The sequence below is a fragment of the Paenibacillus sp. JCM 9796 genome (genome assembly GCF_055379675.1).
The window spans coordinates 4,174,390-4,200,673 of sequence record NZ_AP043723.1 but is presented as its reverse complement, the minus strand read 5'-3'; the positions used below and the strand labels follow the sequence as shown (position 1 = coordinate 4,200,673).

Sequence of the window (26,284 nt, the reverse complement as noted above, 5' to 3'; positions counted from 1 at the left end):
AAGGTTTGGCTATACCGCATCAGGCACCGGAGATCGGCTGACTTGAGCGTTCGGCGTCCCATATACAAAAACCGTCAAGGTACTCCACCTTGACGGTTTTTTTGTATAAAATTATTTCCCGGGTTATAACGCAGACCGCTCAACCGATCGTCAGCTTGCCTTCCGGATACCGATAGCTGTCCTTCTTAAGCTTCGGCTGCAAAGCGAACGCCAGCGTGATCAGACCGACTCGGCCGATATACATCATGACAATGATGTTTATTTTGCCGGCGAAGCCTAGCTCTGGCGTCAGTCCCGCGCTTAAGCCCACCGTCCCGAAAGCCGAAGCCGCTTCGAACAAAATCATCAGGAAATCTTGCCCCTGCACGGTGGATAACGCCATCGTGGACAGCACGAGGCAAAACAAGCCAAGCAAGGAAAAGGTCGTCGCTTTATATATATCTCTCTTCGGGACCCGGTAACGGAACAGGACCATGTCTTGCTTCCCCCGCACCATGGTCAGTACGGCGCCGACCAGAATAACGAAGGTTGTCAGCTTGATCCCGCCGCCGGTGGAGCCGGGAGCCGCGCCGATAAACATCATGATGACCATCAGGAATTGCGTAGCCGACCGCAATCCGGTAATATCGATCGTATTCACTCCTGCGGAGCGCAAGGTGATCGCTTGGAACAACGAGGCGAGAATTTTCGTGTCGAGACTGAGCGGGCCGAGCGTACGCGCATTCGTATATTCGAATATAAAGATGAGCAGTGCGCTTAACAGCGTCAAAATGCCGGTAGCCGTCAGCACAACCTTGCTGTGCAGCGACAGGCGCCGCGAGCTCGGGTAATCCACGAGCTCTGAGAGCACGATAAATCCGATACCGCCGAACAAGATAAGCAGCATCGACACAAGGTTGATTCCCCAGTCCGCCACATAAGGCGTCAGGTTGCGGAACCCGCCAAACAGCTCAAAGCCCGCGTTGTTGAACAGCGATATGGCATGAAACACGCCGTAATAAAGCGCATGGCCGAGCGGCATCTCCTGCGACAAGCGATAGGCGAAGTACAGCGCGGCAAAGCTCTCGATGACGACGGAATAGATCAGCACCTTCATAATAAGCCGCACGACGCCTTCGATGCCGAGAAGATTCATCGACTCCTTCAGCATGAGCCGATCGCGCAGCGAAATCCGCTTCTTCATCGCGATTGCGAACCATGTGACCGTCGTCATAAAGCCCAAACCTCCGAGCTGCACCAGAATCAGGATGACGACTTGACCAAACTTTGTAAAATAAGTGCCCGTATCGACCACGAGCAATCCTGTCACGCAAGTAGCCGAGGTCGCCGTGAACAACGCGTCGACCCACGGGGTAGCTTCCCCGCTTACGGCAGCGGCCGGCAGCGACAACAACAGCGTGCCGACCGCAATAATAAGGGCGAAACCGCCGGCAAACACGCGCGGCGGCGTCAGTTTGAACCATTTGGACTTGCGTTTCACTCGTATGTCATCTCCTTGCACCGGGCTCCTTCTTATGAGCTAGTATACCACGACGCAACTAGGCGGCAAACGTCATCGTCACCTTTCGTCAAGCAGCGGACTTTTCCGCATGCGAAGCTTCAGCCGGGTTCAAGCGCCGATACCGAGCGCCGTCAGCACCATATAGATCGTCACGACCCATCTCGGCATATCGGGAGATACCGCCCGAAAGCTGTGTAAGAAATTCGTCCATGCAGGCCTCCTGCGGTCATAAGCTTTTACGGCTCTCTCCGACACGCGAATCCGGATGGTGATTGAACGTATCCGCGTATTCCACCAATCCGATGTCGCAGCCGGGCCCCAGGCTCACATTCTTGGCCCGGACGATGCCGGCGCGGGTGTGCTCCAGATAAACCTCGTCGCCTTCAATCGTATCGACGATCAGCGCATCTTCTGCGAACATCAGCGCCCGTACCAGCTTGCCTAGCGCGCCGGCAAGCTCCGTTTTGCGGACAGATATCGTTTCGCCGCCGATTTCTTTAGCCCGGCATTCCGTGTACAAGTCGACTTCGATGCTACCCGCATTCAGCAGACCGTCCACGCGAAAGCAGCCGCGGGAACGGAACGATTCCGCTTCGCAAGCGCCCTGAACCTTCAAATAACCGTTCACCACGATGTCTTCTCCGGATAAGCCGGCCTTCACCTTCAACTGCCCGTCGACTCTCAGCTCGCGTGCGCTTAAGCTTCCTTCCACGTCCGCTTTGCCGTTAATTTGCATGCTGCCGGTATCCACCTTCGCTTCAAACGAAGTCGAGCCGTTGACTTCCACCGTTTGAGCCTTCACCTCGCCGTGTATGCTCGACCTTCCGTTACAGACGAAGCTCACACAATCCAAAGGACCGTTCACGTTCCCTTGCCCGTTAATCTTAACGTTGTTATACGCGCCTCCGCCCGCGCCGCCCATTACGCCTGAAATATTCAAATCGCCGCGTAAGCCCATCGTTATCGCTCCATTCCCCCATCAAATTTGCACAGCGTCGGTAACATCCGATCCCGCCGTATGCTCGAGCTTGTTCTTATATTCAATCCGGCCGATGCGGCACCCGGGTCCGACGACTACGTTCCGCCCCCGGATGACCTCCGCCTGCGTGTACTCCACATAAACGTCGTCGCCCTCGATCGATTCAGCCGTCAGTGTGCCTTCATAATAATCCGCCGGAAGAAACAAGGAGCCGAGCAGCTTCTTCAGCATCGTCCCGGTCCCGCGCCGCACTTCGATGCGTTCGCCGCCGATTTCCTTAACCTGACATCGGCTGTGCAGAGCAAGATCAACCGAATCCGCATTGACAAGCTCGGCGATTTTGAAGATGCCCTTAATCCGCAGTTGCTCCGCTTCGCAGCGGCCCTTTATTTGGAAATAACCTTCCAAATGAATTCGGTCCCCCGCGACATGGCCCCGAATAGTCGTTTCGCCGTTCGACTTGATCTCCTGCGCCTTCACGTTGCCTTCGACCGCCATCCTCCCGTTGATCGTCGCGCGCCCTGTGACCAAATCGCCGCTGACATCGAAGGTTCCGTTGATACGACACGACGTGCTTTTCACGCCGCCTCTTACCTTCACCGTACCGCTGCACTTGAGAGCCAGACAGTCGACATCGCCGTTAAAGTCCGCTTCCCCCATCACCTTGATGTCTTTATACAAGCCCCCGGCCGCGCCGCCCGTCCCGGTGACCGTCAAATTGTTGCGCGATTCCATTGGGTCATCCCCTTCCATCGTTCATCTTCATCTTCAGTTCTTCCATGCACGCGGCAAAGCTCAACCGGGCCACGACTTTCGTACCCGGGTCGAACATAACGGAATCCGAACCGCCGATCATCAGGAACGAAGAGATGCCCATCTTGCGAATGAACACCAGCACCCAACTTTTGTTCTCTATTGCCGACTCGTGGCCATGCAGCGTCTGCAGCATCATAACGCCTTCGTCCAGATTGATATCGCCAGCTTGCAGCAGCTTATCGAGCATATAAGCGATCAAGATGCGTCCGAACGGGAGCACGGGTCCGTCGCCGAACGTGTTCGTGAACAACTCCAGCGATTGTTTCGAAACAATGTTACGTTCCAAAAGTTCGCTTTGCCCTACCGCCATGTCCGCCACTTCCGGCGAGAAGACGTCCGCCAACTCGTCAAGAGATAAATCTTCCTTCATATTGACGATCTTATCGATACGAGCCAAAATGCTTTTCTTCGGAAAAAAAGTTTCCTGCCCGGTAAACGTCGATTTGCGGATGAACCAGTCTTCGGGAATTAAATTTTTCCGCTTCCAGCGGTACAGTTGGCCATACGAAATACCTGTCAATTCCAGCAATTCTTTCTTGGATATGAGCTCTTGCTCGATCATAACCGCACCACCTTATACGAAATAATGTAACATAACATTGTTACGTTGTAAACTCGAAAAAAAATGACCTTCCCGCAGGTCAATTTTTCCGGCATTTATCGGCTTACATCCCATGGTCTCCGGATGCCGGATCGCTATGCTTCGCATTCTTACTCGGCGTCACGAGAATGCGGGAGATACGTAAATGGTCGATTTCCTCTACGGTAAACACAAACCGTTCATTCCACTCGACCTGCTGCAGCTTGGTGGGCGGCATCTCAACCTGCGCGTACATCCATCCCCCGATCGTATCGTAATCGTCCGATTCGATTTCGAGACCGAAATACCCGTTCACCTCTTCGATCAACAAGCGCCCGTCGATCGAATGCGTCCGTTCGTCCTTCCGCTCGATCTGCGGGCGTTCTTCGTCGAATTCGTCCTGGATTTCACCCACAATTTCCTCGATAATATCCTCGAAGGTAACAAGTCCGCTCGTGCCGCCGAATTCGTCGATCAATAGCACCATCTGCGCTTTGCGCTTCTGCATCAGCTTCAATAAGGCGCTGATTTGCATGGATTCCGCGACCTTCATAATCGGCCTTACGATCGTCAGCAACTCGCCTTCGCCATCCGTCAGCTTCAATAAATCTTTAATATGGACAAAACCGATGATCGCGTCCTTATCGGGATCGCATACCGGGTACCGCGTATGCATTTCGCTGATCGCGATCATTTTATTGTCCTCATAGGAGCGCTGGGCGTACAAACATATCATTTCCGTACGGGGAATCATAATCTCACGCGCATTCGTTTCCGTAAATTCAAAAATGTTATCGACAAGCGTCAGCTCCGTATTGTCGATTAACCCTTTCTGGTTGCTTTCTTTCATCAGCACGCGTATTTCGTCTTCCGTATGGGCGCTGCGATGCTCCTCCGTCGGTTCGATGCCGGTCAGCCTCAGCAGCGCGTTCGACAGCCCGTTCAGCATCCAAATGAAAGGGTACATGATCTTGTAGAACGCCGCCAAGGGAACGGATGAAAGCAGCGTCACACGTTCCGACTTGCGAATCGCATACGTCTTGGGAAACTGCTCGCCGAGCGTAATGTGCAGCGTCGTGATGAGCGTAAATGCCAGAACGAAAGCCGCCATGTGAACGACGGACTCCGGCAGCCCGAACGGGCGCAAAAGCGGCGCCAGCAGCTTGGAAACGACCGGTTCCCCAAGCCACCCGAGCCCGAGGGAGGTTAATGTGATTCCGAGCTGACAGGCGGATAAATACGCGTCCACATTGCTCAGGACCAAGCTCGCACACCGTCCGCTTCGCGAGCCGGCGGAAGTGAGCTTCGCGAGCCGGCTGCGGGACGCTTTGACGATGGCGAACTCGGCAGCGACAAAAAAACCGTTCAAACACACCAGCAGCAGTACAAACCCGATGTTTAACCAAAGGGGGAACGGATCGCTGATCAAGCCCTTTCACCTTCCCAACCGCAAGAAGTCTAGTTTGAAACTATACTAATACCCTATACATCCAAGGGCACGGCTAGAACGGGAAAGTGCGACGCTTCGTCTTCCTTCCGGGTTACGACGGCATCGGCGTAGGGGTCGGTTTGGCAAAGCCTTGCTTGTACGTTTGCTCGATCGTTTGGCGTATTTCCTTCAGCGTCTTGCCGTCCTGCTTCATCTTGATCGACTTGACTGCAATTTGCAAACATACGCCGCAGCGCGTGCCATGATCGTCCCAGACGACGGAGCCGTCCGCTTGCACTTCCTTAATAAAACAGTTCATGTTGCTCATATGACCGGCACTCTCCCCGCAGCCGCAGTAACAGGGCATCCACTTCAAGAGATCGGCCGCTTTGCCGGCGGCTTCATAGACGAGGCGCACATCCTCGGGTTGTTTGTCCAGAAAACGCGGCAGCGCGTCCGCGGAAGCTGTTTTTTCTTGAATATCGCCCTGCGGCGTTGGATGTCCTTGCTGAGTGTGCCCGGCATGCGCACTGCCGTTACCTTCGGCAGAAGGGGCCGTCTTCGGCGCGCAGGCCGAGACGACGGAGGCCAGCAGCAGAAGCGCGATTACCGGTTTGACCGCTTGTTTCATACGTTCCCTCTTTTCCTTCATTCGTTTACCTTCGATTGTACATCAATAATGGCCGCGGTGCCAAAACTTACCGTGTGGAGAGCTTTCGCCGCTGGAGCTGCGTTGAAATTCCATGTTTGCCGCTCATGTGGTAAAATAACTTTATGAAATAGAAACATCCGTTCTAATTTCCATATGTAAAGCGAGAGTTAGCCATGGACCTATTCGATTATAACTACGAAGAGCGGCGGGAAGTCGTCGAGCCGTTGTCGGAACGGTTTCGCCCCCGCAGCTTGGATGACATTGCCGGCCAACAGCACCTGATTGGCAAAGGGAAGCTGCTGCGCAATCTGATTGAGCAAGACCGCGTGTCGTCGATGATCTTGCAAGGTCCGCCCTCCTCGGGCAAAACAAGTCTGGCCGCCGTTATCAGCCGTTTAACGTCCGCCCACTTCGTCAAGCTGAATGCCGTCTCCTTGACCGTCGCCGAGCTGCGCGGCGTATTCGCCAAGGCGCTTGATGACTTGAAGCTGTACGGTCACAAAACGATCGTGTTCATCGATGAGATCCACGCGATGAAATCGAATGTGCAGGAAGCGCTGCTGCCCGTCGTCGAGAACGGCACGATCACGCTGATCGGCGCCACGACCGAATCGATCGCGCACGACATCATCCCCCCGCTCGCTTCCCGCTGCCGGATATACCGGCTCGAGGCGCTGTCTGAGGCGGAGATCAAGCGCGTGATTCTCGAGGCGCTTAACGACCCGGAGCGCGGCCTCGGCAAGCTGAAGGTATCGATCGAGACAGAAGCGCTCGATTATTTGGCCGACATTTGCAACGGCGACATCCGCAATGCGTTGAATGCGCTGGAGAATGCCGTGTACAGTCTCACCGATGCGGATACGGTCGATTTGGCGACCGTGCAGCAGGCGTTCCAATTCCGGCTCAACGCCGTCACGACGAACGACATGTACAACCTGACGTCCGCCTTCTGCAAGAGCATCCGCGGCAGCCAAACCGATGCGGCGCTCTATTGGATGGCCCGGCTGCTCGAATCGGGCGTCGACCCGCTGTATATCGCCAGACGCATGGTCGTCCATTCCAGCGAGGACATCGGCATGGCCAATCCGCACGCGCTGCAAATTGCGCTCGCCGCGAAGGATGCGGTGCTGTTCCTCGGCATGCCGGAAGCTCGGATCCCGCTTGCGCAGGCTGCGGTTTACTTATGCGAAAGTCCGAAGTCGAACTCCGCATACAAGGCAATCGCGCGCGCCTTCGACACCGTGAAGAACAACCGGGCATACCCGGTGCCGGATTCGATCAAGGACGGCTCGAAGACATATGTCAATCCGATCGACCATCCGGACCGTGCCGGCAAGGTCCAGTATATGCCGGAGCCGCTGAAGGACGCGAAATTTTACGAGCCCCAGAACAGCGGCGTCGAAGCGAAAATTTATATGAAAAAATAAAGTAGGGAAACCACTCTCATGGTTTCCCCCTTATCGAACCGTACGTGCCCTACTAAGGCATACGGCTCACCAACGTGATTCAACTTGAATTCAGAATGTCGCTAATCTCTGGGAATACTGCATCTTGCGGACGCGGTCGGGAGTGTAATACTCTTCACCGCATTCTTTTGCTTTCTGTACTTTACGTTCTTGTTTAACTGTTTGACGCCGCTTCATGTAGTCTAGATATTCTTCAAGGGAGTAACCGTACTGCTCATGAATGTACAGCCAATGGGCAGGGACTAGCCCTATTCGGGCAAAGAACTCGTTGTTCCATTTGGTTTTCATCGCATGTCCTTTTCTCTGACTCGGATGCTTGTGGATCATGGCAACTCTCAATCTCTGGCGGATATAGCCGTCGATGTCGAGTAGGTTGTTTCGACAGGCATTTACGAAGCAACGGCTTTCTTGTCCGTATTTCTTGTTTTCCTCCATCGCATGGTACAAGTTTAGGAAGTAGTTTACTTTCCCCCGAACGATGGGGTTTACTCGTTCCAACCATGCCTTTTTGTTCAGTGTCAAGGTCTTCTTCGTTTTCACTTTGATCTTTTGTTTGAAGTCCTTCCACGTGCTATCCTTTGGCTTCGCTATGAAGTATCGCTTGCCGTCCTTCTTGCGTTCTCGCCAATGCTCGAAGGTGAAGCCAAGAAAGTCGAAGTCGTCGTCCTTGAAGTTAACCGTCTTCGTTTTCTCCATAGCCACTTCGAGTCCTAGCTCTTGTAGCATTGCTTGGGTGATCTCCGCGGCTTTCTTAATTTCCTCTTCTGTTTTGGCGAAGAGCAAGAAGTCATCGGCATAACGTACGAACCGTATGCCATGTTCCTCTAGTTTCCAATCCAGCTCGTTTAGATACAGATTCGCAAGCAACGGCGACACCACGCCACCCTGTGGAGTGCCGGAATCTACCTCGTGGTATTTCCCTTCCTCCATATATCCTGCCTTCAGCCATTTCCAGATCATATCTAAGACAGTTCCATCGGCTATATATTTCGTCAGCACACGTATGAGATTCTTGTGCGGGATTTTATCGAAAAAGCTCCGTATGTCACAGTCATAGATGTAATGATGATCCGTTTCAATGTTCCATAGGATGATTTGGGCTACCCGTTTTGCTCCATAGTTTGGGCGGTATCCGCATGACCATCGATGAAAGATGGATTCTTCGCACTTCGGCTGTAGTACATTGACTATAGCTTGTTGTACGATTCGATCTTCGATGTTTGGAATTCCAAGCGGTCGTAGTTTTCCGTTTTTCTTCGGTATGTAACGTCTTCGGACCGGAGAAGGTACGTATTCTCTGGCTCTGAGTTTGTTCAGGAGCATGGTGAGATTGTGTTCCAGTTTCTTCTCGTACGCCTCCAACGTTACCCCGTCGATACCTCCTGCTCCCTTGTTTTCTTTTACTTGTTTCCATGCTTCATGAAGTCGTCTTTCAAACAGAATCTGTCCGTAGATGCTGTGCCATTTTAGCTTTAATTCCTGATTCAAGTCTATCTCTCACCTTTCATTGCGTCCATTCCGTTCGTTCTTACCGCGGTATCGTTACGGTTGTTCGACGCTACATTCAAGTGTTCGTCCACGAGGTCGTTCCCCTTCCGTTCAGCAGACGTTTGGTCGTCTGCCTACTTCCGTACTATGAGAACGTCTGAATTCTCTGACATGGGTACCACTTCGGCGAAGCCTTATAGATAGCCATCCTTTACAGGGAGGACAGAGAATCTCACGGGGTCATCGTGTCTTCCTTCTGAACATACCCAGCACCTTCACATGATAAGCCACCGCTGCTCGTCTGGCTCCTTGAGCAACGGTTTGCCGTTCCGCAGGCTTCCCGTTATTTACGCACAGTCGCCGACTTACCCCGCCGCTTCGTGCTTCACGCTTTCGCATTTGGGTCTGCTCATCCACCTACGGGTCTCTCGACATCCCGCATCTCCTTCAGACAAGCACCTCGCAATCCTTGCCCTAGATTAGGTTTCTCAAGCTGTACCAGAACTCTTGAGGAAGGACTTTCACCTTCGAGAAAAGTATCGTTCTCGGCTCTTGGCTCGTTTTTACCTACGGTATCGTTGCCGCCGCCTTTAATAGATAGCTCATAGCGCCATTGCGCTAGTGACACGACTGCCCGTCGCACGCAATAAGACAGTCCCAAGCGGGACTGTCTCTTTTCGTCTCATGCGTATGATCCCCACTGGCCGACCGCCATCGCCATCCGGTAGCGGAGCATCTGCTTCACCAGCTCTGATTGCTCTTCCGAGCAATGTACGATCAATACAACCTGGCCTTCATTCTGTGACGAGCTGGCTTCACGGTTTCTTTTTTTCCGGTTTACCCAGTAATCGATTCCCATCCCGAGCAGCGCACCCAGCGCAAGCCCGAGCAGCCCGCATATAATCGGCCCCCATGTCCAGCTGAACCCGAGGGAAGCGCCCAGAACAGCTAACACGGTCCCAAGCACAGCGGGGCCGTCTAACAGGCTGACACCGTCCGATCGATGCATCGTATCCATAAAATGAGCCCGACCCGGCATTTGGCGATCCAGCGGAACCGCCGCGATCGAATCCGCTCCGATCCCTGTGCCGTGCAGGTCGCTGATCGCAAGTTCCAATTCCATGGAGTAACGGAAGGTCGCTACGATATACATCGATTACAACCCTCCTGCACCTGATTTGATCGAAAATCCCAACGTTTGGTACTCTTCTTCCAGCCACTGCCGCTGCGCTTTTTCAAACAGCTTGTTGTTTTCCACGGCATACACATAGGCGTCAAAGGCCGCAAAGCCATAAATCGACGGCATAAACAACGACCATTGCGGGTCCATGGGCGAATGAATGCGGCCCCAGCTCTCTATCGTAAGCAGAAGGCATTCCATAAAATTGGAGTTGATAGCCATTACAATCCAGCCGATAAGAAGCAAAAAACCGGTCGGAATCCGGTGCAGATACATCTGCCCAAGCCCGGGCATGAGCAGCGACCAGACCATCGCCAGCCATGGCGAACGAAGGTCCAAATATTGAACCGCCAGCGAGTTCATCTGAAAACGGATGATCGGCGCATTCTCCCGTTCCGCAAGCGTGAACACTTTGTTTTGTTCGATCGTCGTTCGGTAGCTGTCCCATATGGCATAAATGTAGACCGCAATGTATAAGAGCACCCAGCGAGGATTTATAATGAGCGCCGCTTGCTTGTATTTGCCGTGAATCGATAACACCATCGCTCCATTAATGTGCGATTGCATGTTGATCAGCACTTCCCACACGATGAGGATAGCCCCCTTGAAATGGTTGCCGAGCAGCAAATGCCCGAAGCCCGGAAAAGCGGCCGACCACCAGGCAGTCACCCATGGCTTGCGGAAATGCAATATGTTGACATTCAGCGTGCTCATATGAGCCAAACTGCGACGGTTGTTGCGGTTTTTCGCCTTGCCGTTCATACGACTCACCCCGATAAGGTTGCGATTAAATCAGACACCAGGTAGCTTGCCCCAATTCTGGAAATTTTACAAATGCAAAAAAAACGGCATCCGCATGAAGCAGAGATGCCGGTTGGCAGAAGTTAATTGAGGCCGGCTTTAGCCAGCAGATCGCGCACCGCAACGCTAACCATAATCAGGCCGGCCACTGGCGGCACGAACGCGTTGCTCGCCGGAGGCTGCTGCGCCTTGCGGATTTCCGGCGCGTTGTCCGGTACGATCCGCTGGGTGACATCCTCCCGGGGCTTTATCGGCTCTTCCGTGGAAAAGACGACTTTAACCCCCTTGTGGATGCCTTCCTTGCGCAGCTTGTGACGAATGACGCGAGCAAGCGGATCAACCGTCGTTTTCGAGATGTCCGCCACCTGAAAACGCGTCGGGTCCATCTTATTCGCCGCCCCCATGCTCGAAATGAGCGGGATTTTGCGGCGCCGGCACTCCTTGATCAGGTGAATCTTGTAGCTGATCGTATCCGAAGCGTCCAGGACGTAATCAAGCGGATATTCAAACAGCTTCTCGTACGTTTCCTCGGTATAAAACATGCGCAGTGCAATGGCGTCGCACTCCGGATTGATTTGCAGAATGCGGTCGCGCATCAGCTCCGCCTTCGGCTCACCAACGGTCGATAGGAGAGCGTGGATTTGACGGTTCACGTTCGTGATATCCACCACGTCCTTATCGATCATAACGATGCGGCCGACCCCGGTGCGGGCCAGCGCTTCGGCGGCAATCGAGCCGACGCCGCCGATGCCGAGCACCGCAACCGTACTGTTTCTCATGACGTCCAGCCCTTCCGGGCCGATCGCCAGTTCCGTTCGTGAAAATTGATGCAGCATCGAGGGTACGCTCCTTTCAGCAAATCCTCTTATTTCGTAACCGGCGGCTTGACGGCAATGCGAATGGACAGCTGCTCCAACTGCTTATCGTCCACCGTACCAGGTGCATCGGTAAGCAAATCGGTCGCGCTGGCCGTTTTCGGGAAGGCGATCGTCTCACGCAGGTTGGTGCGGCCGGTTATCAGCATGACCAACCGGTCGAACCCGAACGCGATCCCGCCGTGCGGCGGTGTGCCGTACTCGAACGCTTCCAGCAGGAAGCCGAATTTCTCATTCGCTTCTTCCGGCGAGAAGCCGAGAGCGGCGAACATTTTTTCTTGCACTTCGCGCTTGTAGATCCGCATCGAGCCGCCGCCAACTTCGTACCCGTTAAGCACGAGATCGTACGCTTGCGCGCGGATTTGGCCCGGATCGGTATCGAAGAAGTGAACGTCCTCTTCCTTCGGACGCGTGAACGGATGGTGCTCGGCCACGTAACGTTTCTCGTCTTCGTCGTAGCTGAGCAGCGGGAAGTCGACGACCCAAGCAAACTTAAACTGGCTCTCGTCGATCAGGCCGAGCTGTTTGCCGATCTTCAGACGCAGGTTGCCGAGTACGTCCGCAACGACTTTCTTCGTGTCGGCGGAGAACAGCAGCAGGTCGCCTTCTTCGGCTTCCAGACGCTCTTTCAGCAATTCGAGCTCCTGCTCGTTGAAGAACTTCACGATCGGGCCTTTCAGCTCGCCGTCTTTGTACGTAATCCAGGCCAGCCCTTTGGCTCCGTAACGGGCGGCGAACACGCCGAGATCGTCGATTTCTTTGCGGCTCCAGACGCCGCATCCTTTGGCGTTGAGAGCCTTCACCTGGCCGCCTTTGGCGATGACGCTGGCGAATACTTGAACGCCGGATTGGGCGACGATGTCGGACACGTCTTTCAGTTCAAGACCGAAGCGCAGGTCAGGTTTATCCGAGCCGTATTTGCCAATCGCGTCGGCGTAGCTGATCCGCTGGAACGGGGTCGGGATTTCCGTGTTGGCGGTTTCGCGGAACAAGCGTACGACGAGCTTCTCCATCAGATCAAGCAGCTGATCCTGCGACAGGAACGACGTCTCGATGTCGACCTGGGTAAACTCCGGCTGGCGGTCGGCGCGAAGGTCTTCGTCGCGGAAGCAGCGGGCGATCTGGTAGTAACGCTCGAGGCCGCCGACCATCAAGAGCTGCTTGAAAATTTGCGGCGATTGCGGCAGCGCGAAAAATTCGCCCGGATGGACGCGGCTCGGCACCAGGTAATCGCGCGCGCCTTCCGGCGTGCTCTTGGTCAGGATCGGCGTTTCCACTTCGATAAAACCGTTCTCGTCGAGGTAATCGCGGAACACCTTCGCCGCTTTGGAACGAAGCTGCAGCGTGCGCTGCATTTCCGGACGGCGCAGGTCGAGGTAACGATACTTCAACCGCAGCGACTCGTCGATATCGATGCCGTCTTCGATGAAGAACGGCGGGTTTTTGGCCGGGTTCATAATTTCGAGTTCGGTAATTTGCACTTCGATTTCGCCGGTCGGCAAGTTCGCGTTCACCGTTTCCGCATCACGCTCGACGACTTTACCGCGAACGGCCAGCACGTACTCGTTGCGCGCACGATCTGCGATGCCGTGCGCGTCGCCGGAAAATTCCGGGTTGAACACGATTTGCACAAGTCCGCTCCGGTCGCGCAGGTCAATGAACAAGACGCCCCCGAGGTCGCGGCGGCGCTGTACCCAGCCGTTCAAAGTGACGGTTTCACCGACGTTGGCTTTACTTAACGTTCCACAGTCATGCGTTTTTAACATTTGTGTCATGATTCGTACCTACCTCCAAAGTGTGGTCAACAAGGATTGAACTTAGTACTGCCCGCAAATTGCGGAACTGCGGTGCGCGAATATCCGGGTGCGCGCCGGCAGCTTATTACGCCCGCAGCCGGGCGGCCAGCGCTGCGGCAAAGCCAGCGAGCGGCAGCGTCTCCTGCTCGCCCGTCGCCATCGCTTTAACGGTGATCTCGCCTTTCGCGAGCTCATCTTCGCCGAGAATGGCGACATAAGCGGCGCGGTGGCGGTCAGCCGACTTCATCTGCGCTTTAATTTTACGCGATTGATAATCCCGCTCTGCGGACAGCCCCTGCATCCGAAGCTGCTGGAGCAGCTTCACGGTTTCCTTCTCGGCCGCCTCGCCGAGGCCGATCAAGTACACGTCGAGCGGCTTCGCAGCCGGAATCTCGACACCCTGCGCCTGCAGCACGAGCAGAATGCGCTCGAGGCCGAGGCCAAGGCCTACGCCCGGCTGGTCGTTGCCGCCGATTTGGCCGACAAGGCCGTTATAACGGCCTCCGCCGCCAATCGTATCGATGGCCCCGATGCCCGCCGCCTTATACTCGAACGCCGTGTGGGTGTAATAGTCCAATCCGCGCACAAGGCGAGGATTGAGCCGGTAAGGGATATCCATCGCCGCCAGGTGATCCTGCACCGCTTGGAAATGCGTCCGGCATTCTTCATCCAGATGCTCGACGATCGTCGGCGCGCCCTCGCAGAACTTCTGGTCGATCTTGCAATCGAGAATCCGCATCGGATTGCGGTCATACCGCGATTGGCAGTCTTTGCAGAGCTGGTCTTTCACCGGCGCAAAAAAGCGTTGAATGTGCTCGCGATAAGCGGCGCGCACGGCCGGATTGCCGACCGAATTGATCTCCACGGTGACGTCCTTCAAGCCGATCTCCCGGTAGAACGAATACCCGAGCGCGATGACTTCCGCATCAATGCCGGGATCGACGGAACCGAACGCCTCGATGCCGAACTGGTGGAATTGACGGTAGCGTCCGGCCTGCGGCTGCTCATAGCGGAACATCGGCCCGATGTAGTACAGCTTGCTGACGTCCGGTTCGCCGTACAGCTTGTTCTCTACGTATGCGCGAACGACGCCGGCCGTCCCTTCCGGACGAAGCGAGATACTGCGGTCGCCCTTGTCCTGAAACGTATACATCTCTTTCTCCACGATGTCCGTCGTTTCGCCGACGCCGCGTTGGAACAGCTCGGTGTGCTCGAAAACAGGCGTGCGAATTTCGCGGTAATTGAACCGGCGGCACAGCTCGCGGGCTTTATTCTCGAGATACTGCCACTTCTCGATCTCGCCGGGCAGCAGATCTTGCGTGCCCTTAGGTTTCTGTATACTCATCTGGGTCTGGCTCCTTTCTCCTTGACACGAACACAGGTGTGAAAAATAAAAAATCTCCCGCCCCTGTCGATAAAACAGGGACGAGAGAATCGGTTCCGGTTCTCCCGCGGTACCACCCGCGATTTGAATGCATCGGCCGCCGCGGCAAGCCGGACGGAAGAAGGACATTCACACTTGAGGCGGATAACGCCCGCTACACGCAGCACGGCTACTGTCCGGCTTCCCTTGTCTTTCGGCTGTCAGCACGAAAAGCGCGGGTAGCGCCGGGGTTCCCCGACTGTCCTCCGGGAGGTCTGTTCATCCGATTCGCATAAGGAAGCTTGCAGCCTGGGCTTCCCTCTCTGTCCTATGCAAGGTTCGAATTACTTGTTCCCATCCATGGATCGCATCAATGACTTTCAATGTTCACATTTTAACTGCGAATTTTGGCAAAGTCAAGCATACGCTGCTGCGCATAAACGGCAAGCCCGAAATTGAAGGCGGGTGGCGAAAACCGTGTCCACCGCCCGCCCAGGCGTCCTGGGGCGACACTCCGCTCTGATTGCGTTCTGCCCGTGATCAGACCCGGCCGGGATGAAGCATGCTGATGAAGACGTTTAACGATTACCAGGAAAACATAACATATACATTCCATAAACCTGACATGTATATTATTTTATCGAGTCTGCGAAATTTCGGCTGTTTCATGATCAGCATGAAAAGCTTTGCCCGCTTCATCCTTCACCAACCGGGCATGTACGACAAATCTGCCTGCCACCGGGTCCAGCAAATAATCACAGGTGGACAAAGTTATAATCCGGTCCTCGGTGCCAGGCTCCACATCCCTCGGATACAGTGATTTTTTCTGAATATTCTCCAGAAAGGCCGCATAAGCCCCCTCATCGTTAAATTCCGTTTCTATATAATTAAAATCCGTTGTCGTATAATAAGCCGCAAAAACCTCAGCCGTATAAGATTCATACAAGGTGTCGAAACGGATTTTCCGATGCGTATCATAGTAGTCCCGATTCACATACTGCTTCAATTCGCCAAACATGGTACCATCCTTCATCCGGTGGCCGTAAATAATCGTATTGCGGTCGTCCGCTCCAATGTTATTGCGAAAATCGAGGAAAATGCTGCCCGCCTTGGATGCCTCTCCTTTATAGTTGCGATATAAGTAATGCTCGTTATCAGAACCTTGAACCACGGGATAATCGATCCGACTGCCCTCCAGCCTGATCCACCCCACTACGTCTGGATTCAGCTCCAGCAGCGGCTTGAACGAGCTGCGAATCGGACGCTCGCTCCCCCCACCGTAGACGCTCTCCGCTACGGCACTGGCTCCCGCAGAAGAGAACGATTCCTTAACTTGCTCTGCTGCGAACATTCGGCTCGCCTCAGCGAGCACCTTACGGTTCTCGTAGTATCCCCAACCAACGGCCGTCAATCGAATCGAGGCATACATAAACACAGCAACCGCCAGCAGGGTCCAGACCCGATGCATGTGCCGACGCCTCCCCCGCTCCAAAGTTAACCGTCTCTATTCTTCGGTTAAATTCTCCGTAAGTATCCTCTGCCGGCCTTGTTCAAATCGGATTAAAAATACCTGAGGACGCCGGGGTTCCGGCATCCTCAGGTTTTTGCAGCTATGCTAGTACCAGCTTATTACTTTACATAATTGTTCAGAGCCAGGATTAGGGTGACCGCTTCTGCGCGCGTCGCGCTTTCATTAGGAGCAAACAGGTTGTTGTCCCGTCCGCTAATTATACCCAGCTCATTCGCTGCCGCCACTTCGGCTTGCGCCCACTGTGGAATGCTGCCTGCGTCCTCGAAAGTCGACTGCGCGTTCGCCTCTACGTCCAGCTTCAACGCACGTACGATGATGACCGCCAGCTCCGCACGGCTGATCTTGCGCTCGGCACGGAACGAACCGTCTTCATACCCCCCGATAATTCCGGCTTGCACCACAGGAGCCAGATGCGGTTTCACCCACTCCGGAATGTTCTCCAGATCGGTGAAGCTCAGTTCTTCCGTGCTTGGGACCAGCTTTAACGTCCTGCTCAGCAGCGTCGTAAATTCCGCACGGTTAATTTCGGCATCCGGACGGAACGTACCGTCTTCGTAGCCGTTCACGATGCCGAGCCCTACGGCTCGTTCAATGGCCGCCTTCGCCCAATGGTCTTCAAGATCTGCGAAGCTGCCGCTTACGCCCTGCTGTTTGCCCGGCTTGATTTGTCCGTTATCCGAAGGCTGCTCCTTATACAGCTTCACGCTGTTTCCGTCCAGTACAAATTCTACGTTGTACTCTCCATTGTATTTGCCTGGCACCGCAAGAATGAATTGGGCGAATATTTTCGTCCTGGTGTCCTTCACTTCGAACTGCAGCGTTCTTTCATTCCGCTGCTCGTTCGTCGAGACGACTTCCGCATCGGTCAAGACGCCGTCCTTCTCGATCTTCAATCCCGTAACTTCCTTGTTTGACACCGTGACGACCAGATAGCTCTTCCCTTCCTTCAGCACCAGCTTGGCCGGGTGCTTCACATAGTCATTCGTTACCGATGTTTGCTTGGAGCCCCGTAGATTCAGCGCATACTCGATGGCATATTCTCCCTCTGTGTATTTTTCCAAGAACGGCTTATTCGCATCATCTTGCGCTGGATTTGCCCCGCTCGCGATCGCCTTGATCGTAGATTTGTCGAAGGTCAGGTGAACATCATACTCATGATCGTACAAGAAGTCCGGGCTCACCTGCCAGTAAATCTTGACCCAGCCTTTTAATTTTTCCGTCAGGTCATTGACCTGGAACTTTACGGTCCGCGTATTTTTCTCTTCGTCCGTTTGGCTCACTTCCGGAGTGGACATACCTCCGCCATTGTCAATTTTAAAATCCGTGACTTCCTTGCTTTGCTGTAACGTAATCTCGACGAACATCGTTCCATTCTGGACCGTCAGCCTTCCCGGTGTAATGACATAGTCCTGCATCACCGAAGTTTCGTTCGTGTTATACTTCAGGAACCTGTAAGCGATGCTGTACGTGCCATCCGGAATTCCATGAATATTAGGTGTCGTGCCTCCACCGCCGGGTCCTCCACCGCCGGGTCCTCCACTGCCAGGTCCGCCTCCACCAGGCCCCTCCGGATTGGTTGTCGGAGGTGGAACAAGCGCTACTTCAGCGAACGCAATTTCAAAGGCACGCTCCGTCTGATCGGCATCCACGAGGCTTAGCACGTACACAGCCGTACGATCCTTCACTTCAAAGCTGATTGCCGATGCAGCGCCGTCCGCGCTTAACACGGTCACAACTCCCGCTTGCTTGGCAGCAGCTGTAACCTTTTCCACGTCTTCCAGACTGCCGTCTGCTTTTTTCATTTGAATCTTTTTAAGCTTCACACCGGCTTTCAATTCGAAAGTGGCTACCTGCTTGCCGCTGCTCACCTCAAACTTCGCACCGCTGGAAACATAATTGCTGATTGGCGCTCCCGTTGCATCGGTAATCATGGCAGGCAAGCTGAAGGTGTAGCTTGCATCCGCCAGAATCTCGGAAGCGTTAAAGATGACCAAAGCTTTTTTCAGAGCATTCACAGCTTCATTCACAGCTTGTTGTGTCGCTGTCGTACTAGAGGAAACGTCTTTAGCCGTATCAATTGCCTTTTGCAGGGCAGCCTTGGCCCCTGCCGCATATTGGCCGGGCGAGCTGCCCTCTGCGGCTGCTTGATACTTAGCTTCAGCTTCTGTGATTTTGCTGTTCAGCGTCGTCTTGCTCACAGGAAGCACAGGCAAGTTGCTGAAGCCCAGTTCTACGTCATATTCATGGTCATACAGGTAGGAGTCGGTGATCTGCCAATAAATTTTGACCCATCCATCCTTGCGAGCCGTTAAGTCTTCAACTTCAAAGCGGACTGTACGTGTATTGGCTGCCTCATCGGTGCTTACAGTCTCTGTTTCCTGTAGTACGCCGTTTTGCTTCGTTTTGAACGATACGACTTCCTTGCTTTGCTTCAACGTGAAGGACACATAGTACTTGTCGTTCTCCAACACTAGCTTGCCGCTGTTCCGGTCCACATAATCATACATCACGGAGTTTTGATCGGTGCCCTTTTTATAAATCGTAAAGCCGATCGGATACTCGTTCGGATTTCCTGTTCCAGGATCAGGGTTGGCAGGGATCACCGATGCTTGGAACGCATCGACTGCCGCCTGCAATTTCGCAGAAGCGTCGGCGATTTGCGGCCTTGAAGCGGCAAGCTTGCTTCCGGTAACCGCCGCAAGCTCAATAGCCTCTAACAGCGTCGCTTTGGCTCCGGCTTGATATTGTCCCGGCTCCGTGCCTTCCACCGCACCTTCATGAAGCTGTCTGGCGTAGGCAACGGAATTGTTTAAGGCTGCAAGCTGATCCGCATTGAAGCTGATGTAAACGGTTTTGGTCACACCGTTCACCGTGTACCTCAAACCTGTTAACCCCCGCCACTTGGAGTCATCTGCAGAAGCATACCGAATAGCGGGTTGATAAACCTTGTTCTGCGCATCCGACTGATTCTTCACGGCAGACGCGGCGAGCGAATACGACGTTCCATAGGAGCCTGCGGCATTAGGAGAAAGTCTTTTCACATCAAGCTCACCGGCAGGATTTACAAAAGTAATATTCGCATACGCCTGATAATACGGATCTTCCGCTTGCTGCAGGATAGTGGCTGTATGCTTGAATTCATTCGCATAAACCGATTCCGTAGCAGTATCCGTATCCGAATCCAGAATCAGGATGTTAACGGCAGACGCCACAAACTTCCGCTTTTGTATATCTTTAAATCCAGGTGTGAGGGAATCGCCATTATACAAATTATTATATTGTTTGGATACGTCTTCGGGAGAAGCGTAGACATCAGCTACAACATTCGATGCAGCTTGGGTCCTATTAACAAAACCTTGAACCGTGGGGTAGGGATACTCGTTCTCCGAGAAGGCATAGACAACCTGATTGCCCGGCCCTCCCTCAGCTGCCCCGCCATCCTTGGCCGTTTGCGTAAAAGCTCTTATTTCTTCAATTAACTGGATTAAAGGCGCCTTGTCCACAACAATCTTCAGGGCATTGTATTTGTCTAGAGCCGCCTTAAGTTTATTATAGGCCGCCTTGATGATCGTCGGTTCTCCGCCCGCATTAGCTGCAATGGTTTCCGATTGGGTGATGCTGAGATAGAACTCCGCTTTCGAGCCGACCGGGTAGTATCCGTCCCCGGTTCCTTCATAGGTACTGGCATAAACAGAACGCGCCACTGTAGCCAGTTCGTTAAACATGGCCAGCGTAACCGGTTCATTACCGTTATCTCCGCCATTACCAGGGCCCCCGCTCCCGCCCTCGCCATTACCGGGATCGGGAATGACGATTTGGCTTATATCCAGTTCCAATCCGACATGATACCAATAGTTATAAGGTACAGGTAATTTGAAAATATTATCTTTATCGTCAACATGAAGTAAAAGATCCTGGATCTTACTGATATCCTCGATTTCCATTTGCACGATGACATTCCTGCCGTCTTCCGTCAATCGGGTCACAACCGGCTTATAGCCTTCAATTCCAGTAACGACCGGTGCTTTTCCTACCTCTTCATGAATGACCGCCTTGTCTCTGCCTGCCATACGCGAGCCGAAATAGGCGAATGTAGCGTAGTTTTCCTTCGTAATCTGATTCTCGAATTTCGCATGACCATTCTGTATAATCAGCTTTCCTGTATTCGGCAGCATATAGGCGTTGGCAGCCGATACTTCCGAATGGTTTGTATCCTTAACATACCGGTATCCGATCGCATATTCCCCATCAGGCACGATAGAGGATGTTTCCGCCGCCGATACCGACCCGATTTGCAGGGCAGACAGCAATAATACGAAGGCAAGCCAAATTGCCATTGTTTTCTGAATTTGCTTAGTCAATTGATCGTCTCTCCTCAAACAGATTCCATTTATCGATACAAAAATGGTTATTCAACCTTGTAAAAACAGTAAATGTCTTTATTGCAAGTGAAGAATGGCCCCTGGTGCTGAGCCATTCTTCACTACTTATCTGTAAATTAAAGATTCCATTTAATTTGCAAATTCATATATCCGCTATGAGGACCCGCATTCACTCCAAGCTGAACCGGCAGATTTTCTTCAAAGTCAGCAACGTCAAACGTAAAATAAATGAAGTCGCCCGACACTGTGCCTGTAATGGTGTCGTATGCATCTGTTGCAGAATTATAGACTTTCAACCCGTAAATATAATCCGTGTCATAATGCACCGTAACTGTGCTTCCCGAAACAACCGCATCATTAGTGAAGGAGCTTGCATGTGGAGAAGGATTGCCGGCAGCATCCAAAAATTCATAGTTAGAAGCGGCCGCGAAAGCCGGTACGGCCAGAGCAAGCGCGAATACGAAAAGCATCAGCATCATCGAAAAAGTCTTTTTCATGGACATTCTCATTATTAACACACTCCTTGGTTTTTTTGGTTTTGTGCTTAGGACATGAACGCGTTGAACAAGCAGAAACTAATTAAACACGGGCGACCCTCGAAGCTGCAAAACAATGAACCGGACTTCCCGTCCTCCTTTCCTGCGTGTTTGAATGCCACAGAAAAAGCAGATTTTGTAGATAATGATAATCATTATCAGTCTGGATGTAAAAAAAAACTTCTGCGGCTGAGGTACATGATTAGGCCTATAAACAAGTACCCCTTCTCTTCAGAACATCGATGACGTGTGCACCATCTTTCGACACCCCTATCTTATATTTGCGTTCTAAATTTTGTCAATATCTATTTTTCCTGCTATTTTTTCTTTAAATTTACATGAAAAACCCCTAATTTATTTTGCTTCCGAGGGACGCAAAAACAGAATGCAAGCCTTAGCAGATGCAGACTCTCTCCCCCTGAACGCTCAAATGGATGAACAGGGGGCCGTTCTTTGAGGGCATAGATGAACTAGACATAGAGACATGTCTTTATGCCTAATGGAACTATTCATCGTTTGTTATACACGAACATTACAATCAGATCCCCACAGGCAAAACAATCATCCCGGCCTCCTCATCCTGCCGGATGATAGACTGCACCCCATAGACAGATTGAATCGTCTGCGCCGTAATGATCTCCTGAGGCGCTCCCTGAAGCTCCACGCGACCATGCTTCATCACGACAATTTCGTCACTGTAACGAATCGCCTGATTGATATCATGCAGCACCATAATAATGGTCAATCCATGGGACACGTTCAAGCTCTTGACAAGCTCCAGCACTTCAATCTGATAGTAGATGTCCAGAAATGTAGTCGGTTCGTCCAGAAACAAAATTTGCGTCTGCTGGGCGAGCGCCATCGCAATCCACACCCGCTGCTTCTCCCCGCCGGAAAGCTGGTCCAGCGTCACTCCCCGCTTCTCCAGCAAATTGGTGCAGCTTAAGGCCCAGTCGACGGCCTTCTCATCCTCTTCCCCATGTCCGGAGAACAGCCCTTTGTATGCCATTCTTCCGAAGCTCGTCAGCTTCTCAACCGTTAAATCCAGCGGAGCCTCATTCTGTTGGTGAACGACAGCAAGCCTCTGAGCGAGCTCCCGGGGCTTGTAGCTGGCGATAGCCTTGCCGTCCAGAATAACCTCTCCGCTGTGCGGCATGTAATTCTGTGACATGACCCCGAGCAAGGTCGATTTCCCGCAGCCGTTCGGACCGATGATCGTTGTAATTTTGCCATGCTGAAACTGACAGTTGATCCCCATGAGCTGGTCTTTCTTTTTATCGTACGAGAAGCTCAGCTGCTTAATGTCCATAGACGCGATCACTCTTCCTGAGCAAAAATATTAAGAAGGGCCCCCCGATAACGGTCATAATAATGGAGGCCGGAATTTCCGCCGGAGCGAGCACGGTTCTGCCCAGCGTGTCCGCAGTCAGAATCAATAAAGCCCCCGCCAGGGCGGAGAACGGAATCAACACCTTATGATCCGATCCGACCAGCAGACGTGCAATATGAGGGACAAGCAGTCCAACGAAGGCAATAAGCCCGCCAATGGCTGTGGCCACTGCTGCCAGCAGCACGGCAATCGCCGAAATCCACAGCCGTGCCCGGGATACGTGAAGCCCGACATTCTTAGCCGATTTGTCCTGCAGGGCAAGCAAATTGCACCACGGACTGACCAGCCAGGCGAGCAGAAGCCCGATGGTTCCATAAACCAGCATAATATGCACATCACCCCAGTTCTTCATCGTGAGGATGGAGGTGACCGCCTGATTGATGCTCGTGACCGCGTAGCTGCCACGATAATTAAAGGATTGTCCCAATCCGCTGAAGGTTGCATTAATGGCAATCCCGACCAGAATAATCCGGATCGGAATCAGACCCGATTTCCATGAAAACGAATAGACCAAGAAACAAGCCAAAGCTCCCCCCAGGCACGCGAACAAAGGCATCCAGAAAAACAGGTTCGGGAAGATCGACACGGTCAGAACCGAGACAAAGCCGGCTCCTGACGAGATCCCGATGACCCCTGCGTCCGCCAGCGAGCTGCGCATCACAGCTTGCAGCAGCACCCCGGAAACGGCAAGAGCCGCCCCTACGAACAGCGCAACGATAATACGTGGAAGTCTCAAATCCCGGATGACCTCTACCTGTTTGTTCGTTCCTGTAAATAATCCTTGGATCAGCTCAAGTCCCCCGACTTTAATACTGCCCGTGCTGGCGGAGTAGACAGTGACCGCGATCAGGAGGACAATGACCCCCCATATGCTCCATACCTTTTTGTTCATCCCAAGCATCCTTTGTTAGGTGTAGGTTATCGTCATACGGTTCTGCACATGAATTCATGTGCGTTCATGCGGGTTTTTACGGCTTTTAGGGATACAGCATTTTCACCGTCGCTTCCAGCGCTTCGCTCACAGCAAAATTGCCCGTGGTCGGAAAAAGCTCCTCCGGCAGGTCATACACCCGATTATTTTGCACAGCGGAGAAATGCTTCCATATGTCATTCTTCTTGAATTCCTTCTCAAACATCTTTACGACTTCCTCAGGCATGCCGTGGGCTGCGCGCAAAATGACGTCGGGATTGGACTTCTGTAAATATTCCGTATTGGAAGCCAGATATTCAACGCTTTCCCCCTGCACGATGTTCTTGCCCCCCGCAAGCCTTACCAAATCTCCGATATAGGAATTTTCGGTAGCGACCAAATAGCTTCCGGGCACGCCGAGCAGGATCAGCACCGTTGGCTGAGGCTTGCCCTCGACCTGCTTCTTGATCTGCTCCACCTTGGCCTTATATCCATCCACAATAGCCTTTGCCTGATTTTCCCGACCATATCTGGTTCCCATATCAAGAATGGCTTGGCTCATCGTGTCCAGACTGGTGAAATCGAGAAATTTTGCCGTGATGCCCGCATTCTTAAATACCGGGGCCAAATCGTATTCCAAGGTCGTAACGGACAGCACTTCAGTCGGATCAAGCGACTTGACAATTTCCATATTCGGTGTCATCGGATTACCAACCTTCGTTACCCCATCATAGCGTTTAGGCAACACCTTGGAGCTGGTCGGAATGCCCACCAGATCGAGTTCCAGGGCATCTGTGAATTGAGTCGCTGCTACTGTCGTCGATACGACTCTGTAGTTCTCCGCTGCCGGTGTTTCCCCAGTTGACAATGCGCCTGTTGCCACGTTGCCGGAGCAGCCGGTTACGAGGACGGCCAATGATACGAGTGAAGCGCCCATCCATGATTTCATGCGCATTTTATGCTTATCGCTCCTTTCAATCCAATTTGCCCTCTACACATAATGGCTTAGAAATACCCGAAGACACCGGGTGCCGGTATCCTCCAAGGTCTGCAGCCATGTTAGTCCAAGCTTATTATTTTACATCATGGTTCAATGCGAGGATCAGGGTGACCGCTTCAGCACGCGTCGCGCTTTCATCAGGGGCAAACAGGTTGTTATCCCGCCCGCTTATGATACCCAGCTTGTGCGCTGCCGCCACTTCCGCTTGCGCCCACTGCGGTATGCGGTCCGCATCCGCGAAGGTTGCCTGCGCGTTCGCCTCTACGTCCAGCTTCAACGCGCGTACGATGATGACCGCCAATTCCGCACGGCTGATCTTGCGCTCGGCACGGAACGAACCGTCCTCATATCCTCCAATAATTCCGTTTTCCACCACAGGGGCCAGATGCGGTTTCACCCACTCCGGAATGTCCGCCAGATCGGTGAAGCTCAACGCCTTCGTGCTTGGCCCCAGCTTCAACGTCCTGCTCAGCAGCGTCGTAAACTCTGCACGGTTAATGTCAGCATTCGGACGGAATATCCCGTCTTCATAGCCGTTCACAATGTCTAAACCTGCGGCTCGTTCGATGGATGCCTTGGCCCAGTGATCTTCAAGATCGGCAATGCTGCCTGTGTCCGGTTGTTTACCCGTCTCGGTTAACCCATCGTCGGCCGGCTGCTCTACATACGGCTTCACGCTGCTTCCATCCAGTACAAATTCTACGTTGCTCTCTTCCTTGTCTTGGCCTGGCACCGCAAGAATGAATTGGGCGAATATTTTCGTCTTGGTGTCCTTCACTTCGAACCGCAGCGTTCTTTCATTCCGCTGCCCGTTCGTCGAGACGACTTCCGCATCGGTCAAGACGCCGTCCTTCTCGATCTTTAGTCCCGTCACTTCCTTGTTGGACACCGTGACCGCCAGATAGCTCTTCCCTTCCTTCAGCACCAGCTTGGCCGGGTGCTTCACATAGTCATTCGTTACCGATGTTTGCTTGGAGCCCCGTAGATTCAGCGCATACTCGATGGCATATTCTCCCTCTGTGTATTTTTCCAAGAACGGCTTATTCGCATGATCTTGTGCCGGATTTGCCCCGCTCGCGATCGCCTTGATCGTAGATTTGTCGAACGTCAGGTGGATATCATATTCGTGATCGTACAGGAAAGTTGGACTTACCTGCCAGTAAACCTTGACCCACCCTTTTAATTTCTCGGTCAGGTCTTTGACCTCGAACTTCACGGTTCGCGTATTCTTCTGCTCATCCGTTTGGGTCACTTCCGGAGAGTACAAGCCTTCGCCGGTGTCAATTTTAAAATCGGTGGTTTCCTTGCTTTGCTTTAACGTGATCTCGACGAACATCGTTCCATTCTGGACCGTCAGCCTTCCCGGTGTAATGACATAATCCTGCATCACCGAAGTATCGGTCGTGTTAAACTTAAGAAATTTGTAAGCCATGCTGTACGTACCGTCTGCAATTCCGTGTGGATTCGAGTTAACGACAGGAACGCCTCCACCGGGACTCTCCCCGCCCGTTAAGTTTCCATCCGCATAGACCGCAGGTGTCTGAACGGCTGCCAGCAGTGCAAACAACATCGTCCATACGAAAACTGCTTTTTGTATACGATTGCTCAA

Annotated in this window: 21 protein-coding genes; 1 reads left to right on the top strand and 20 read right to left on the bottom strand. The window is 53.0% G+C overall.

The genetic code is table 11. The features are described 5' to 3' along the window. Positions 1-139: 139 nt before the first annotated feature. The 7 genes from ACZ439_RS20290 to ACZ439_RS20260 all read right to left on the bottom strand — a co-directional run bounded on the left by ACZ439_RS20290 (position 140) and on the right by ACZ439_RS20260 (position 5,936). Complete coding sequence (locus ACZ439_RS20290; protein ID WP_141334258.1) at positions 140-1,480, bottom strand: TrkH family potassium uptake protein; 1,341 nt, start codon at positions 1,478-1,480, stop codon at positions 140-142. Between the two features lie 88 nt (positions 1,481-1,568). Beyond that, positions 1,569-1,712 (bottom strand): hypothetical protein, encoded by a 144-nt coding sequence (locus ACZ439_RS20285; RefSeq protein ID WP_201318201.1) that lies wholly within the window; start codon positions 1,710-1,712, stop codon positions 1,569-1,571. A 15-nt stretch (positions 1,713-1,727) separates the two neighbouring features. Beyond that, entirely contained in the window at positions 1,728-2,459 is a 732-nt protein-coding gene (locus ACZ439_RS20280) for a polymer-forming cytoskeletal protein (RefSeq protein ID WP_054797875.1), read from the bottom strand. Positions 2,460-2,480: 21 nt separating this feature from the next. Continuing rightward, entirely contained in the window at positions 2,481-3,215 is a 735-nt protein-coding gene (locus ACZ439_RS20275) for a polymer-forming cytoskeletal protein (protein WP_464620087.1), read from the bottom strand. A gap of 4 nt (positions 3,216-3,219) precedes the next feature. Beyond that, positions 3,220-3,855, bottom strand: a complete 636-nt coding sequence (locus ACZ439_RS20270) for a YhbD family protein (protein ID WP_464621148.1) — start codon at positions 3,853-3,855, stop codon at positions 3,220-3,222. A 106-nt stretch (positions 3,856-3,961) separates the two neighbouring features. Further along, a complete protein-coding gene (locus ACZ439_RS20265; RefSeq protein ID WP_464620086.1) occupies positions 3,962-5,305 on the bottom strand; it encodes a hemolysin family protein in 1,344 nt (447 codons plus the stop codon). Positions 5,306-5,417: 112 nt separating this feature from the next. After that, positions 5,418-5,936, bottom strand: a complete 519-nt coding sequence (locus ACZ439_RS20260) for a PCYCGC motif-containing (lipo)protein (protein WP_127607103.1) — start codon at positions 5,934-5,936, stop codon at positions 5,418-5,420. Between the two features lie 194 nt (positions 5,937-6,130). On the opposite strand from ACZ439_RS20260, the gene ACZ439_RS20255 reads away from it, so the two are divergent. Further along, positions 6,131-7,384: a replication-associated recombination protein A gene (locus ACZ439_RS20255; RefSeq protein WP_054797878.1), complete on the top strand. Its 1,254-nt coding sequence runs from the start codon at positions 6,131-6,133 to the stop codon at positions 7,382-7,384. A gap of 90 nt (positions 7,385-7,474) precedes the next feature. On the opposite strand, the gene ltrA is transcribed toward ACZ439_RS20255, so the two are convergent. The 13 genes from ltrA to ACZ439_RS20190 all read right to left on the bottom strand — a co-directional run bounded on the left by ltrA (position 7,475) and on the right by ACZ439_RS20190 (position 26,284). Then, positions 7,475-8,911: a group II intron reverse transcriptase/maturase gene (ltrA, locus tag ACZ439_RS20250; protein WP_464619958.1), complete on the bottom strand. Its 1,437-nt coding sequence runs from the start codon at positions 8,909-8,911 to the stop codon at positions 7,475-7,477. A gap of 682 nt (positions 8,912-9,593) precedes the next feature. Next, positions 9,594-10,064, bottom strand: coding sequence for a hypothetical protein (locus ACZ439_RS20245; protein ID WP_464620085.1), 471 nt, complete (start codon positions 10,062-10,064; stop codon positions 9,594-9,596). Between the two features lie 3 nt (positions 10,065-10,067). Beyond that, the gene (locus tag ACZ439_RS20240; protein ID WP_464620084.1) at positions 10,068-10,853 is read right to left on the bottom strand and encodes a hypothetical protein; all 786 of its coding nucleotides are present in this window, start codon (positions 10,851-10,853) and stop codon (positions 10,068-10,070) included. Positions 10,854-10,975: 122 nt separating this feature from the next. Further along, entirely contained in the window at positions 10,976-11,728 is a 753-nt protein-coding gene (locus ACZ439_RS20235; RefSeq protein WP_054799938.1) for a tRNA threonylcarbamoyladenosine dehydratase, read from the bottom strand. A gap of 29 nt (positions 11,729-11,757) precedes the next feature. Beyond that, entirely contained in the window at positions 11,758-13,542 is a 1,785-nt protein-coding gene (gene aspS, locus ACZ439_RS20230) for an aspartate--tRNA ligase (RefSeq protein WP_127607095.1), read from the bottom strand. Positions 13,543-13,648: 106 nt separating this feature from the next. Next, positions 13,649-14,908, bottom strand: coding sequence for a histidine--tRNA ligase (gene hisS / locus ACZ439_RS20225; protein ID WP_201318195.1), 1,260 nt, complete (start codon positions 14,906-14,908; stop codon positions 13,649-13,651). A 655-nt stretch (positions 14,909-15,563) separates the two neighbouring features. Next, the gene (gene srtB / locus ACZ439_RS20220; RefSeq protein WP_464620083.1) at positions 15,564-16,394 is read right to left on the bottom strand and encodes a class B sortase; all 831 of its coding nucleotides are present in this window, start codon (positions 16,392-16,394) and stop codon (positions 15,564-15,566) included. 161 nt (positions 16,395-16,555) lie between these two features. Beyond that, positions 16,556-20,818: an NEAT domain-containing protein gene (locus tag ACZ439_RS20215; protein WP_464620082.1), complete on the bottom strand. Its 4,263-nt coding sequence runs from the start codon at positions 20,816-20,818 to the stop codon at positions 16,556-16,558. Between the two features lie 137 nt (positions 20,819-20,955). Continuing rightward, positions 20,956-21,348, bottom strand: a complete 393-nt coding sequence (locus ACZ439_RS20210) for a hypothetical protein (protein ID WP_054799933.1) — start codon at positions 21,346-21,348, stop codon at positions 20,956-20,958. Positions 21,349-21,913: 565 nt separating this feature from the next. Then, positions 21,914-22,684, bottom strand: coding sequence for an ABC transporter ATP-binding protein (locus ACZ439_RS20205; protein WP_054797612.1), 771 nt, complete (start codon positions 22,682-22,684; stop codon positions 21,914-21,916). After that, the gene (locus tag ACZ439_RS20200) at positions 22,674-23,657 is read right to left on the bottom strand and encodes a FecCD family ABC transporter permease (RefSeq protein WP_127607086.1); all 984 of its coding nucleotides are present in this window, start codon (positions 23,655-23,657) and stop codon (positions 22,674-22,676) included. Before ACZ439_RS20200 ends, ACZ439_RS20205 begins: the two co-directional genes overlap by 11 nt. Before the next feature lie 85 nt (positions 23,658-23,742). Further along, the gene (gene isdE, locus ACZ439_RS20195; RefSeq protein WP_372813050.1) at positions 23,743-24,630 is read right to left on the bottom strand and encodes a heme ABC transporter substrate-binding protein IsdE; all 888 of its coding nucleotides are present in this window, start codon (positions 24,628-24,630) and stop codon (positions 23,743-23,745) included. 118 nt (positions 24,631-24,748) lie between these two features. Continuing rightward, a complete protein-coding gene (locus ACZ439_RS20190; RefSeq protein WP_054797611.1) occupies positions 24,749-26,284 on the bottom strand; it encodes an NEAT domain-containing protein in 1,536 nt (511 codons plus the stop codon).

Bases quoted from the DNA above. Each gene is read 5' to 3' on its own strand.
- ACZ439_RS20285 (WP_201318201.1), bottom strand. From the start codon at position 1,712: ATGGACGAATTTCTTACACAGCTTTCGGGCGGTATCTCCCGATATGCC.
- ACZ439_RS20280 (WP_054797875.1), bottom strand. From the start codon at position 2,459: ATGGGCTTACGCGGCGATTTGAATATTTCAGGCGTAATGGGCGGCGCG.
- ACZ439_RS20275 (WP_464620087.1), bottom strand. From the start codon at position 3,215: ATGGAATCGCGCAACAATTTGACGGTCACCGGGACGGGCGGCGCGGCC.
- ACZ439_RS20260 (WP_127607103.1), bottom strand. From the start codon at position 5,936: ATGAAACAAGCGGTCAAACCGGTAATCGCGCTTCTGCTGCTGGCCTCC.
- ACZ439_RS20255 (WP_054797878.1), top strand. From the start codon at position 6,131: ATGGACCTATTCGATTATAACTACGAAGAGCGGCGGGAAGTCGTCGAG.
- ACZ439_RS20245 (WP_464620085.1), bottom strand. From the start codon at position 10,064: ATGTATATCGTAGCGACCTTCCGTTACTCCATGGAATTGGAACTTGCG.
- ACZ439_RS20240 (WP_464620084.1), bottom strand. From the start codon at position 10,853: ATGAACGGCAAGGCGAAAAACCGCAACAACCGTCGCAGTTTGGCTCAT.
- ACZ439_RS20235 (WP_054799938.1), bottom strand. From the start codon at position 11,728: ATGCTGCATCAATTTTCACGAACGGAACTGGCGATCGGCCCGGAAGGG.
- aspS (WP_127607095.1), bottom strand. From the start codon at position 13,542: ATGACACAAATGTTAAAAACGCATGACTGTGGAACGTTAAGTAAAGCC.
- hisS (WP_201318195.1), bottom strand. From the start codon at position 14,908: ATGAGTATACAGAAACCTAAGGGCACGCAAGATCTGCTGCCCGGCGAG.
- srtB (WP_464620083.1), bottom strand. From the start codon at position 16,394: ATGCATCGGGTCTGGACCCTGCTGGCGGTTGCTGTGTTTATGTATGCC.
- ACZ439_RS20210 (WP_054799933.1), bottom strand. From the start codon at position 21,348: ATGAGAATGTCCATGAAAAAGACTTTTTCGATGATGCTGATGCTTTTC.
- ACZ439_RS20205 (WP_054797612.1), bottom strand. From the start codon at position 22,684: ATGGACATTAAGCAGCTGAGCTTCTCGTACGATAAAAAGAAAGACCAG.
- ACZ439_RS20200 (WP_127607086.1), bottom strand. From the start codon at position 23,657: ATGAACAAAAAGGTATGGAGCATATGGGGGGTCATTGTCCTCCTGATC.
- isdE (WP_372813050.1), bottom strand. From the start codon at position 24,630: ATGCGCATGAAATCATGGATGGGCGCTTCACTCGTATCATTGGCCGTC.